This is a genomic window from Bartonella acomydis (genome assembly GCF_039543025.1).
Classification (GTDB): domain Bacteria; phylum Pseudomonadota; class Alphaproteobacteria; order Rhizobiales; family Rhizobiaceae; genus Bartonella; species Bartonella acomydis.
The window spans coordinates 117,865-130,765 of the sequence record NZ_BAABIY010000097.1; the positions used below are offsets into that span (position 1 = coordinate 117,865).

10 protein-coding genes are annotated in these 12,901 nt (G+C 34.9%); 9 read left to right on the forward strand and 1 reads right to left on the reverse strand.

The features are described from left to right. Nucleotides 1-360: 360 nt before the first annotated feature. The 4 genes from hfq to ABD909_RS08530 all read left to right on the forward strand — a co-directional run bounded on the left by hfq (nucleotide 361) and on the right by ABD909_RS08530 (nucleotide 5,121). A complete protein-coding gene (gene hfq / locus ABD909_RS08515; protein ID WP_006589562.1) occupies nucleotides 361-600 on the forward strand; it encodes an RNA chaperone Hfq in 240 nt (79 codons plus the stop codon). Between the two features lie 53 nt (nucleotides 601-653). Continuing rightward, complete coding sequence (gene hflX / locus ABD909_RS08520; protein WP_345097493.1) at nucleotides 654-1,997, forward strand: GTPase HflX; 1,344 nt, start codon at nucleotides 654-656, stop codon at nucleotides 1,995-1,997. A 138-nt stretch (nucleotides 1,998-2,135) separates the two neighbouring features. Beyond that, on the forward strand, nucleotides 2,136-3,902 hold the full coding sequence (locus ABD909_RS08525) for a hypothetical protein (protein ID WP_345097494.1): 1,767 nt from the start codon (nucleotides 2,136-2,138) through the stop codon (nucleotides 3,900-3,902). A gap of 127 nt (nucleotides 3,903-4,029) precedes the next feature. Continuing rightward, nucleotides 4,030-5,121 carry a COX15/CtaA family protein gene (locus ABD909_RS08530; protein WP_345097495.1) on the forward strand — a complete coding sequence of 364 codons (1,092 nt, stop codon included), beginning with the start codon at nucleotides 4,030-4,032 and terminating at the stop codon, nucleotides 5,119-5,121. A gap of 20 nt (nucleotides 5,122-5,141) precedes the next feature. On the opposite strand, the gene argC is transcribed toward ABD909_RS08530, so the two are convergent. Next, the gene (gene argC, locus ABD909_RS08535; protein ID WP_345097496.1) at nucleotides 5,142-6,077 is read right to left on the reverse strand and encodes an N-acetyl-gamma-glutamyl-phosphate reductase; all 936 of its coding nucleotides are present in this window, start codon (nucleotides 6,075-6,077) and stop codon (nucleotides 5,142-5,144) included. An 804-nt stretch (nucleotides 6,078-6,881) separates the two neighbouring features. Between argC and ABD909_RS08540 the strand changes: the two genes are divergently transcribed. The 5 genes from ABD909_RS08540 to ABD909_RS08560 all read left to right on the forward strand — a co-directional run bounded on the left by ABD909_RS08540 (nucleotide 6,882) and on the right by ABD909_RS08560 (nucleotide 12,679). Next, nucleotides 6,882-7,112, forward strand: coding sequence for a hypothetical protein (locus ABD909_RS08540; protein WP_345097497.1), 231 nt, complete (start codon nucleotides 6,882-6,884; stop codon nucleotides 7,110-7,112). A 57-nt stretch (nucleotides 7,113-7,169) separates the two neighbouring features. Further along, nucleotides 7,170-7,568: a hypothetical protein gene (locus ABD909_RS08545; protein WP_345097498.1), complete on the forward strand. Its 399-nt coding sequence runs from the start codon at nucleotides 7,170-7,172 to the stop codon at nucleotides 7,566-7,568. A 528-nt stretch (nucleotides 7,569-8,096) separates the two neighbouring features. Then, entirely contained in the window at nucleotides 8,097-8,498 is a 402-nt protein-coding gene (locus ABD909_RS08550) for a hypothetical protein (protein ID WP_345097499.1), read from the forward strand. Between the two features lie 179 nt (nucleotides 8,499-8,677). Then, the gene (locus tag ABD909_RS08555) at nucleotides 8,678-9,151 is read left to right on the forward strand and encodes a hypothetical protein (RefSeq protein ID WP_345097500.1); all 474 of its coding nucleotides are present in this window, start codon (nucleotides 8,678-8,680) and stop codon (nucleotides 9,149-9,151) included. A gap of 795 nt (nucleotides 9,152-9,946) precedes the next feature. After that, entirely contained in the window at nucleotides 9,947-12,679 is a 2,733-nt protein-coding gene (locus ABD909_RS08560) for an autotransporter family protein (protein ID WP_345097501.1), read from the forward strand. The last annotated feature ends 222 nt before the right edge of the window (nucleotides 12,680-12,901 follow it).

Sequence of the window (12,901 nt, forward strand, 5' to 3'; positions counted from 1 at the left end):
AGATACATTAATAAATAAACGAATCATGCTGTTGTTTTGAAAATTTTCGTTGATTTTAACGGGAAAAATTTAGCATTATGCTTTTAGGAAATGCAGCTGATTTAAAGTAATATAGTGTCTTGAAGATAGAAAATAGATGGTTAACCATTCATAATGGTCGTAAAATATGAGGAAGAATTGTGTATTTGCCGATGATTTTTCACTTATTTTTGCGTTTTTTGTCTTAAAAAAGGGTCGTTTTTTTCGTTATATAAGTTGTCTTTTGCTAATTTTTGCAGCTGTTGCGTTGACAATTGAAAATTTTTCAGTCGATATGCATGCACGAATATTTTAGCAATTCGAGGTAAAGGTGTAAGAATAATGGCAGAACGATCACAACACCTGCAAGATGTATTTTTAAATACGGTACGCAAGCAAAAAATTTCTCTTACAATTTTTCTTGTAAATGGCGTTAAATTAACGGGTATTGTAACTTCGTTTGACAATTTTTGTGTCCTTTTGCGTCGTGATGGACATGCGCAATTGGTCTATAAGCATGCTATTTCTACAATTATGCCCGGACAACCGGTGCAGATGTTTGAAGGCGAAAATTCTGAATAAACGGCGACTTCATTTTAAGTCTCTTATCCCATTTTTAAAGTGCTTATATTGTCATGACAAATAAAAATGAGAGATTCTGTGATTTTTCTTCACAGATTACAAAACAGGTGCGCACAGTTGTTTTGGTACCAATTTGCCAAGAAAATAAAAGTGAGGGTCCTTTAACCGAATATTCGATATCTTCTCGGGTTAAGGAGGCGTTAGGACTCGCGCATGCTATAAGGTTGGATGTTGTTCATCACGAAGCGATTAATATTGTTAAGCTTCGTCCTGCAACTTTGTTTGGGAAGGGGAAAGTAGATGCTCTGGCTCATTATATAAATGAATATCATATTGAGCTTGCGATTGTAGATTATTTTTTAACACCAGTTCAGCAACGTAATTTAGAAAAATTATGGAATTGTAAAGTTATTGATAGAACAGCTTTGATTCTTGAAATTTTTGGAGAGCGTGCGCGAACAAAAGAAGGGGTTTTACAAGTTGAACTCGCGCATCTGTCCTATCAAAAAAGTAGGCTTGTGCGTAGTTGGACGCATTTAGAGAGACAACGTGGCGGTCGTGGTTTTTTAGGTGGTCCTGGTGAAACTCAGATTGAAGCGGATAGACGTCTTTTGCAAGAAAAAATTATTCGTATCCGTCGCGAATTAGAAACAGTGATTAAAACACGGGCTCTTCATAGAGCTAAAAGAAAAAAAACATCTCATCCTGTTGTTGCTTTAGTCGGATATACTAATACAGGAAAATCAACTCTTTTTAACCGCTTAAGTGGTGCTGATGTCTTAGCAAAGGATATGTTGTTTGCAACACTTGATCCAACTTTGCGCAAAGTTGCTCTTCCCCATGGGAAAACCATTCTTTTGTCTGATACTGTAGGTTTTATTTCGAACTTACCAACGCATTTGGTTGCAGCTTTTAGGGCAACTCTTGAAGAGGTGATTGAAGCTGATCTTATTCTTCATGTAAGAGATCTGTCAGATTTTGCTCATCATGTGCATGCTCAAGATGTTTTAAAAGTGTTGTCAAATCTTGGTATCGATATTGATAATACGGAACATATCATAGAAGTTTGGAACAAAATTGATCTATTGGACGAACAGGCATTTAATGTTTTGCAGACAAGCGCAAGAACACGATTGAATCCTGCGGTAATGCTTTCTGCGCTTATGAATGATGGACTAGATCAATTATTAATAGCAATTGAAAAGCGAATTTTTGGAGAAATGCAAAAGGTTGAATATCTTTTAAGACCTCATGAAATGTCACTTATTGATTGGTTTTATGAAAACTCTGGGGAAATAATACAAGAGGGGCATGATGATGGTTCTGTTACCATTAAAGCAGTGCTTACCTGTAAAGCAAAAAAATATCTTGAGCATATCAAACGAAATATGAATTAAAATTTTTAAGTATTATTGAATAGTTATGCTTAAAGCTTACGTTTTTCTTTTCTCAAAATAATATGAATTAAAGTTAAGAGGATAGTTACTACTTTCTCTTAAATAAAAGCATAAAGTATTTTGTTGGTTAAAATAAAGATGAGTTTTAAACGTAATAAAGAACTGTTAACATATACGGTTTCGCAAAATGTATTGGTCGTTTTGCTGTTAGCAGCTCTTTGTGCCTTTTTGATTTGTTTATATTATTTTATACAACCACAAGGTTATCGAGCAACCCTAACATTTTCATTGTCTGATTCGATAGGAAGGCCGTTACCAATTGAAAAACAAAACAGCATTATTGCATTTTTATTCTCGAAGCCCATACTTTTAAATAATTCAAACTTACGGAATTTTTCTTCAAGTGCTTCTCATAAAAAAGGTTTTGGCGAAAATATTCATTTATCGCGTCATGGTGATCTCTTCGACCTTATTTTTGAAGCAGAAACAGCTGATGCTGCTCAAGATGGGGTGGAAATTTGGTTTGCAACATTTTCACAAGCGATCTTACAACAGAAACAAAAATTATTGCTAACAGAACAGCAAGAAAATCAACAATATGATAAAGCTACTTTAGTTAATATAGTACAGGGATTTCGTTCATCTTTTGATTCTTTTATTCAACAGGATGTAAAACAAGCAGAGTTTCATGATCTTTCTGCGCAGTTAATGGAAGCAACTCTCAAGCGTATTCATTTAACGAGTTTGAATTCTATGATTAATATGATGCGTGAAAGAGGACAGTCATTACTTTCTTTATCATTTATTGCGAACAATGTATCGATTGCCGCATTGGAATCTAAACATAACCTTTTGGAAACACAAAGAGCACATATGATTGCACAATTGGGGTGGACACATCCTCAAATTAAAGCAATGACTGCAGAATTAGAAGTTCTGTCTCACCAATTAGAAAATAAAATTTTGCAAATTGTTCAGCAAGTTCAGTCAGATGAAGTTATTGCAACCGAATTTGAGGAACAGCTCAAAAAAAGAATGAGTCTTTTGGTAAAAGGTCAATCCCAATCATTAGAGCAAATATTTGACGAGCTAGAAGATAAAATAAAAGCCGTAATTAATACACAGAGCAAAGAGATGGATAAAGATTCTTCTTTTTTGCAAAATACAAAAATTCATATGGTTGTGCCAACAACATTAGTGCCAATTTCTTTTGTGAAGCTTTACGGAAGAAATATTATTGTTAGTGCGTTTGTAAGTTTAATCATTCTTTTGGCAGGGTTATTGTTGTTTCGTCAGTGCTCTAGAAACAAAAGAAATCATTTGGAAGAAAGTGATTTTAAAAATCATGAAAGTATCTTAGTCTCTCAAAAAGTAAAAAATCTTGAGAATTTTGTAACAATAGAGGGATTATCCAATTTTCTAAAATGTTGTACTTCAACGGTTATTTCAATTATTGGACCAGAAGCTGCACAAACAGCTGCAAAGCTTTCTTTGCATCTTATAAAAGAGCACAAAACAATTCTGTTGGTGGATATTTCTGGTCAACAAATAGAAAGAGTCATAGGGCCACATCGCGGATTAAGCGATATTTTAACGGGGAATGCTCAGTTGCAGGATGTTATTTATCGTGATTATGATACGGGCGTTGATATTCTTCCCCAAGGGTTAACAAGTGCTGTGTCTGCACAAAACTTTTCGAATAATATTTTGATGCTATTACAAGAATTTAAAAAAGATTATGATTTTATTATTTTAGAAATGGAAAGTGAACCAAAATATGGATTTGAACAATTTGCGGCGCTAACAGATTATTATATTTGTAATATTGCTGTTAAGGAGCAAGATTGGATCAAGCAAATGGTACGTAAGTTCCCGAAAACTGTTTATCGTGTGGTTGCGTCATAAATAACATAGAATATTAATTCCATGTTATAATATGTCTCTTGTCTTGTGTTAGAATTATAGTACATACTAAAACAGTCAGTAATTTATAATGTTGACGTTTTGAAATGCGTTGTGGTTGGAAAGAGACGTGGGGCCATCAGAGATGACAGTAAAGAGATTAAATGAGAGCGTTTTGACGCCGTTACAGAAAAAAAATCGAAAACAAATTCGTCTGTGGCTTTATTCTGTTTTATTGCTTTGTTTAGCAATTGTTTTAGTGGGGGGGGCTACCCGCCTAACGGGATCAGGGTTATCAATAACCGAATGGAAGCCGATTCACGGTGTTATTCCACCCATTGGCGAAGAACAATGGCAGGAAGAGTTTTTAAAATATCAACAAATAGCGCAGTATAAATTGCTTAATCGTGATATGACGTTGGGTGGGTTTAAGGTCATTTTTTTTTGGGAATGGGTGCATCGCGTTCTTGGACGTCTTGTTGGTATCGTGGCTTTATTGGGTTTCATTTGGTTTTGGGTGACCAAGCGTGTTGAAAAAAATCTTTTGCTTCAGCTTATAATTGTACCCATTCTTATTGCTTTTCAAGGGTTTATTGGTTGGTGGATGGTGGCTTCAGGTATTGGAGAAAGCAATCTGACAAGTGTAAGTCAATATCGTTTGGCATTCCATCTTATAACAGCGTGTTTTGTTATTATTTTTGTTACTTATTTAGCCAGAGGACTTACAGAGTATTCCGAAAAATCAACGGATCAAAAGATTCAATATTTTGCAGGTTGGCTTGTTGTTTTGATTTTAATGGAGATTTATTTTGGTGCTCTTGTGGCAGGTCTCCATGCTGGGAAAGTCTATAATACTTGGCCCTTTATGGATGATCAGATCATCCCCGATGGATTGTTGCAGCATAGTCCTGTTTGGCTTAATTTCTTTGAAAATCCCTTGACAGTTCAGTTTGTGCATCGTTTTTTTGCTTATTTTTTGTTTGTTGTAGCGGTTACTCACGCATTATATGTACAAAAAAGCGTTCCAAATTCAACCCATTCTCGTCGTGCTCTTTTCGTTTGTATTATGATCATCATTCAAGCACTTTTAGGTATTTTGACATTGTTACATGAAGTTCCTATCAGTTTGGGGCTTATTCATCAAAGCGTTGCATTAGTAGTTTTATGTTTTTCGGTTGCGCATTGGCGAGCAACAAAGGGTGCTTCTCGTGCTGTTGAATAAAGGTTTACACCTAGTGAAATTTAATTTCCAGACAGCATTAAGTCGAGATTTTGAACGACAGATGCGGATGCACCTTTCCCCAAATTATCAAATATAGCACAGAGATTAAAAATTCCTTCGCGTTTATTGCCAAAAACGAACAATTTCATTTCATCTTTATGTGCTAAGTATTCTGGATTGAGTTTAGTGAGGGCATCCGTTTCCTCTTGCGATGCAATTGTTATGATATTTTGTCCATTGTAATGGTTTTCAAGAATTTCGCGTAAATCAGAACAATTTGCTGATTTTGTAAATAAATGGCGATGGAGTGGAATATTAACAATCATTCCCTGGGGGAAACGACCAACACTTGGTATAAAAATAGGTGTTTGATTGATTTGTCCATACAGTTTAATTTCTGCAACATGTTTGTGTTCAAGATTGAGTCCATAGATAAAATAATTTTCTTGAACTCCCTTTTGGTGAGATTGATTTTCCATTTGTGCAATCAATTGTTTTCCGCCGCCAGTATAACCGGATATTGCATTAATTGATATCGGATAATCAGCATCTAGTAGACCTACTTCACGAAGTGGTCGAAGCAAGCTAATTGCTCCAGTGGGGTAACAACCTGGATTGCTTACATAGTGTGCTGCTTGGATACGTTTTTTTTGTCCCGCAGTCATTTCAGGAAAACCGTAGATCCAATCTGATGCAGTACGGTGGGCTGTTGAACTATCAATGATTCTAATTTTTTTATTATTTTTAAGCCAGTTAACCGTTTCACGTGCAGCATCATCTGGAAGACATAAAATAGCAATGTCGGTTTGATTAAGACAGTCTCGTCGCATCTCAATATTATGTCGATCTGTATGAGCAAGAGAAAGTAATTTAAAATCTGAACGCTCAGCTAGTCGTTTTTGTATTTGTAAACCAGTTGTTCCATGTTCACCATCAATAAAAACTTTTACCGCCATTCACTTTGCCTTGAATTAACTTTTTATGCTATATTCCGTTTGTTATATTATATTTTTTAGAATTTTTACCAGTAAATTATTGAATTTCTTGAGCTTATAGAGTGTTTTGCTTGAAAAACTATGATAATAAGAGGCATAAGAAAAAACTCATCTTCAATTTTTCATTCTTTTTGTCGAGGAAGGTAAAGACTACGACAAGGTTGTCATCAGCGATGGTACTATTATATGGCAAATGAAGCAGGGAAAAGGCGTTGACGGAGCAAAATATGAAACAAACAATGGCCTCCCTTAACCGTGATACTACCACAGCTTAACAGGATATTTCATCAATAGATATGTGGGAAAGCTGGAATAAATCGTCCATGAAAACCGTGAAATAGCAACGCAATTGCTGGAAGAAAGATTTAAATACAGCGATGAATCCTATAAAATGATGTTTATCAAAGAACTCCCTTTCGCTGTAGTCGACCGTGGTGAAAAAGGGCAGCATTATTTATCTAAAAGGTGCAAATGGGGTAACTATAAGAGACGGCTGTGGACAAAATATTCTTCAATTTCACTATTTAACGGATAAAAAAAGCAGCATTTGCAAAAAGGCTTTGATGGCAAGCTGCATGTCTTCTTTAATGGCCTTTACCTCACAAAGGGGGCTGTGGGGTATGCTTTGCAGCATGCAGAGAATAAAAATAAATCCACTTTATTTTATTGTGTTCCCTCAAGTGTGTTCCGTCAAGCGGATTTTGCCATCTCAGAACTTTTGGTAGCAGACTATCAAAAGTTTCTGTAAAATGACACTTTTGGGGTTTGATCAATTCCACACAAGAAGCAAAAGATCTGATGTATGGCTATGATAACATAGGATTGAAACTTTACGGCCATAGTCGCGCAGACATGATATTGGGGAACATGCTGTATACTTTCAAACAAGAAGGTATTGACGCTATAGTCAACAATACGAATATCAATCTTTATGTTCCAGCTTTTAATGCTTTTTTTGCAGCAGGTTTGTTAGCTTATGTGAGTGAAGGCAAATAAACCAGTGTAGGTTTTGATGGGAATAAAGATGACTTTGTAAGCCGATCGATTGGTGCAATGGCTTTACTTACTGGACAGTGCCTTCAGGCAGCAATGTTTGGAAAGAATGGTGGAGAATGTTTACAGATCCTTATAATATCTATACTTGTCTTAGATATTCGAATGCTATGTGCAGCACACTTTATGATTCATTCTATCTCGTCCAAATCCTTCAAAGAGGAAGAAATACAACAAACTCTAAAATTATTAAGTGTTGTAATTCTATTGATTGTGATTGGATGTCAGTTTAATAAAGCTTCCTCATCTTCTATTGGGGCATGGGAGTATCCAGGTGCATATTTTAAGATAGGAAAAGCTTTGTTAGAATGCGGCATGTCAACATCTGATGATGTCGATCCAGAAAATCAAAATCGCAGTTTTAATCAAATGAAAATCATTAATGCTTGTATGCTTTAAGTAGGATTCCGCTATAAATATGATGTGTGCGTGGGGGGAAAATCATAAAGCCGAAAGCTTGCCCATTTGTCGTTCAGGCGCTGTCATACTAAAAACGAAGTATCAAGAAGGGCTTAAATAGCCCGTTTTGTAAAAAAATCAGAACAATATGAATGCTATCCTTAAGTATTGCTTGTGACGGAAACAATTCCCACATCCATGTTTTCCTATGCCTGTGCGGAATTTTATTTCGAACTATCATTCTAATGCTGCTTATTTATAGCTGTTATACAAATCTAGGCACAATAACTCTATCTAGGTTGTAACGAAAATATTGATAATAATTATGGGTATAATATCGATAAAATAGAATTTTAATAGTAATTATGCTATATTTTTAACATGATATTTGATGGTACTGATTATTAATGAGATATACAAAATGATAATAAAGGTTAATGGTATTCATCATTGTTTTGGAAGTAAAAAACAAGATGTAAAACAATTTATGAATTGTATTGTAATATCAAATTATTTAAGGATAGAAAAATGAAGAAGATTTTAAAATTATTGAGCGGGATGTTTCTATTTATTATAGCTGGATGTGACTCAGAGCAACCTGCTCGAACATCCCTAGATGTGTGGGAGAAGTCAGGTGCAGACCAAATTGAGATAAAAAAAGCTCTGTTAGAATGCGGAATAGAACGTCTTGATGGTCGTCTTGATACAGAAATAAGCCTCGATGAAAGATTAAATGCGGAGGAAACAGAGCGTTTATGCATGATACAAGCAGGATTCCATGATAAATTGGGGATGGTAAAATGGTGTGAGAAATATGAACATCTTCCGATTTGTCAGCCTGGTGCAGTTATTCCTCAAAGAAGCATCGATAGGCGCTTAAATAGTCCTTATTGTAAAGAGCATAAAGAACAACCTGAGTGTCAGCCTTAGGCCTTGCTATTGATGTAATTTACAATCCCCACATTCTTGCTTTTGCACGCATGTGCGGGATTGTTTTTTCAAAGTATACTTTCAATTGAGTTCTAAACTGTCTTGGAAAGCGAGGACAAAAAAATATCAATAGACCTATGAGGCTTTTATTATAAGTAAATTCATTAAAGGAGGGAGAAATGAAGAAAATTTTGAAATTATTAAGCGGAATAGCTCTTTTAAGTTCCACGGGGTGTATTAATCAACCACCACCATCGATCTTAGCGTTGTGGGAAAAAACAGGTATAGATAAAGCAACAATCCAACAAGCTTTATCAAAATGTGGTTGGAAACCAGTTTATCTTTCTTCTGAAAATACGGATTCACGTGTGGGTGAATTTGCATCAGTGTATGAATGTATGACTAAAGCAGGTTATCGGTACAAATTGCAAGATTCAAAAGGGATTTATTTTGTAGAAGCTCCACGAAGTGATTCCTTTTTAACTAATCTGATGATAGCAGGGTATCAGCAGTTTATGGATAATGATACCTTTGGGGTAAGCAATGCAACAAAAAAAGAACGTGCTTTGCTTACACATTTTGAGAATAAAAAAGACATCAACAAACAAAAAAAGTTTTACAGAAGAACCCATCAACATCACACAGCCCCTTAAAGAAATAACGAAGTAAACAGTCCTACAGAAAGAGAGCTAAAAAATGGCTCTCTTAATTCTTATGAGGCTAAAATTGGCAATGGAATTGTTGTTACTTTGAGTTTTATAATCTTTCTAGTTGGTTATTATTAACTGAAATTTGTTTGATATAAAAACGGTTTTATAGAATATCTCATCCAATAATTGCTACGGATTGCATTATTAGTAAAACTAATTTTTGTGAGACCTTTTTTGGGTATTTTCAATTACAAAATGATGAATGTAACACCGTGTGTTGTCGTTTTTATTTAAATCAGCTTTTGTAGGCTATTTATTAAAGGTAATGCCTTCGTTTTTATGAGGTAAAAGTAATGTTAAAGAGTATTTTGAAGTGTTTCATTAATTAATTGTAAAGCATTGGTGATAGGATATAAGTGAATGTTTGTTTATCCAAGTTGTTGTTTTAAGCATTGAGTTTTTATTATCAAAATTGGATATATTTGTTGTTATATATTGCTGAGTATTTCTATATCCTTGCCGCTATCAGAGAGATCATGTGATTTTATTTTCCATACAATCCGACTATTACCATGTTATAGAGTTTTTCAAAAAGTAGCAACTATAACGAGTTTTTCAAAAAGTAGCAACTATAAATTGTGTTTTCTTGTTTTCTCGCTTTACATAAAATACGAAACGTATTATGTATGTTACAGTTAGTCCAATAAAAATTAAATAACCTTTGTATTTTGTACTTATTGTACTTTTATCTATGGCTTATTTTTTGTTTTTGCTGAGAAAAAGAAAGTTTGAAGAAGAATGATAATTAGGGTATCTAAAAGTCACTTATGTTCGTGTATTTTTACAACAGCTGTTTTTTCTTTTTTATTAAACATAAGTGTTGAAGCGCGTTCTCACTCATCTTTATCACTGTTGTGTGATGAAAGCCAATTACCTTATAGATGCAGTGATGGTGCAGAACATAGAATTAGTAATAAAATATACAAATTTGTTAAGCCTTCTGAAAAAGAAGAGAGGGGAGACAATTTTCTCACAGCATCTGCTGTCATAGTTGCACAAGAGCCAAGTACAATTATTCAAGCAGATCGTCTACAAATTAGTGGGATTGATGGTTTAGAGGATACTTATGGTGTAATGGCATCACAAGGGGGAAAAGTTGTTTTGAATGATTCAACTTTTAAAGACATGATAACAGGTCTTAGAGCTGATAGAGGCACTATAGAAGTAAATCGTGGAACAGTTGAGGCAGTTAAGATAGGTGTTTATGCAGAAATGCAGGGAGCATCTGTTTTTTTAACAAATGCAAAAATTGGGGTGAAGAGACAGGATCTTAACCAAGGGGTTGCTCTTTTCAGTGGTGTTGATGCGGTTATTAAGATGGCGGATGGTGAGATTGATGTGACAAATGCAGCAGCACTTTATGTAGGTATAAGGGGGAGTGCAACTTTAGAGAGAGTTAGCATTTCTGCAAAAAATCAACAAACAGATGAAGAAGATGATATTGATTCTGCAGTTTTAAATGTAAATCAGCATGGTTCTATTGATGTAAAGAATAGCAATGTTTTTGCGGACGATATTCATGGTTTGTGGATGATTTTAGATGCGAACGTACAACAAAATATAGGCGGGGAAGAAAATATTTTAATTTCACGTGTTAATATTGAAGATTCGAAAATTACTGTAACAGGTAAAAAACATGGTATGTATTTTGATATGGACAAAGGAGACAATGAATATCAACAGGGACTTGTTTTTTTGAAAAATACGGCTTTTGAGGTTCCAGATGGTACAGCTATTCATAGTTATAAGAGTAGTGGTTATATTGGCTTAACAGAAGGCACGAGGGTTTCTGGTAATTTATTGCTGACAGCTGAAGAGGAAGCTTCCGTAGCAATTTTGGTTGATTCTTCTTTACTTATAGGAGGCACCCGCGTTTCTGATGATTCTGTTGCTGAAATTTATTTGACAGGAGGATCAAAATGGCTTTTGACAAAAAGAAAAGGGGGGAATTCGCAAAATTTAAACCGTTTAATTTCATCTGTTTCATTTGTAAAACTTTCTGATAGTGCTATTGCCTTCGAAACTCCAACTTTTCAAGAATATCAAACCCTTTATATTGGAAAAGGAGAAGAAGAAGTTTACAATGCACAGGAGAATGCACATATTTATCTTAACACGCATCTTAATGTTGATGGTTCGCTGAATAACCAGAAGACTGATCGGCTTTTGATTCATGGTAATGTTTCTGGAAAAACAACAGTTCATGTGCAGTTTATTGCAGCAAATCAGGGTGAAGCAGTTGGCGATGAAAATTCTAAAAGCATTTCACTTATTCAAGTTTCTGGAAAAGCAGCAGAAGATTCTTTTCAGTTAAGTAGTTCTTATATCGCGTTGGAAGGTTTGCCTTATCAATATTATCTTCATGCCTATGGACCAGATTCTTCTCTTGGGAATGCGAAGACTTCTCAAAGATTAGTAAAAGGCGATGAAGCTTTTTGGGATTTCCGTCTTGAAAGTAAATATATTCAAGCTGTTTCAGATATATCTCATTTTGAACAAAAAGTGAGAGATGTTGTTCCACAAATTCCGACTTATCTTCTTTTCCCTAATGCTTTATTTCAAGCTGGAATGATAGATATTAACAGTCAAAATAAACAATTGAAAATTATGCATTCTGCTTCTGGTCGATTGTTAAAAATTAATAGAACTCCTATGTTATTTGTTCATGGTTATGGTGGAAGTTATCACTATGTTTCAGATCTTTCTCCACTTGAATATGGTTATGGGGGGGCTTTTGATTATAATGTTTTAGAGGCGGGGATTTTGTTAAACAAAATTGAAAAAGTATCCCATACAGCGTCTTTTGGAGTTATGGGAACTTATGGAAAAATTTCTTTGCATCCACGAAATGTTGAACAAAGTCAAAAAAGTATATTTCATAAACAGTCAATTACAGCATATGGTAATATGGAACATGAGACGGGCTTTTATGTGGATGGTCTTTTATCCTATGGTCTTTTTAAAGGTGATGTTCTCACTTTTGCACGGGGGAAGGCTGCGACATTAAAAGGAAATCCTCTAAATATTTCATTCTCTGCCGGTAAAGCATTTATCACTGGGTATGAAGGTCTTGTTTTTGATCCACAAATTCAGCTTACATATCAACATCTTCAATTTCATAAGGCTCATGATATTGACGGATTTGATGTTGATATAGGAAAGCTTGATCAATGGGTGATGCGTATTGGTGGGCGTTTAACCAAAACATTTGCAGAATCTGAAAAGGATCGTGTTATTTCCTTTTATGGTAAGCTTCATTTTTCTCATCGTTTTGGAGCAAAACAGTTTGTGCATTTTAAAGATGCTTTTCAGTTAGGAGGCTTTGGATCTTCTTTAGAGTCTGGTTTGGGTATCAATTCGCAATTGTCTCCTAAAATGACACTTTATGGTGATTTAAATTATCAGCATAAATTGACTAGGGTTGGTTTTTCTGGCATTCGTTTCTCTGGTGGATTATGCTATCGTTTTTAAGATGAGTTTAGAAAAAGGTTAAATATAAGCAAATCTATTATGAGAATATGTATGGGAAGAGTTTCTAAATGAATTAATACGCACTTGCTTTATGAAACTATTCGGATGGGGCTTGTGTTCTATAGCAAGATTTGCGGGTGATTTTTCTCATTCCGCCATCTGTGTTGCGTCGGACAGCATAACAGTGATGCTGGTCGGGGAATACATGTTGCTGCATGTCGC

Bases quoted from the DNA above. Each gene is read 5' to 3' on its own strand.
- hfq (WP_006589562.1), top strand. From the start codon at position 361: ATGGCAGAACGATCACAACACCTGCAAGATGTATTTTTAAATACGGTA.
- ABD909_RS08545 (WP_345097498.1), top strand. From the start codon at position 7,170: ATGGCTTTACTTACTGGACAGTGCCTTCAGGCAGCAATGTTTGGAAAG.
- ABD909_RS08550 (WP_345097499.1), top strand. From the start codon at position 8,097: ATGAAGAAGATTTTAAAATTATTGAGCGGGATGTTTCTATTTATTATA.
- argC (WP_345097496.1), bottom strand. From the start codon at position 6,077: ATGGCGGTAAAAGTTTTTATTGATGGTGAACATGGAACAACTGGTTTA.
- hflX (WP_345097493.1), top strand. From the start codon at position 654: ATGACAAATAAAAATGAGAGATTCTGTGATTTTTCTTCACAGATTACA.
- ABD909_RS08560 (WP_345097501.1), top strand. From the start codon at position 9,947: ATGATAATTAGGGTATCTAAAAGTCACTTATGTTCGTGTATTTTTACA.
- ABD909_RS08555 (WP_345097500.1), top strand. From the start codon at position 8,678: ATGAAGAAAATTTTGAAATTATTAAGCGGAATAGCTCTTTTAAGTTCC.
- ABD909_RS08525 (WP_345097494.1), top strand. From the start codon at position 2,136: ATGAGTTTTAAACGTAATAAAGAACTGTTAACATATACGGTTTCGCAA.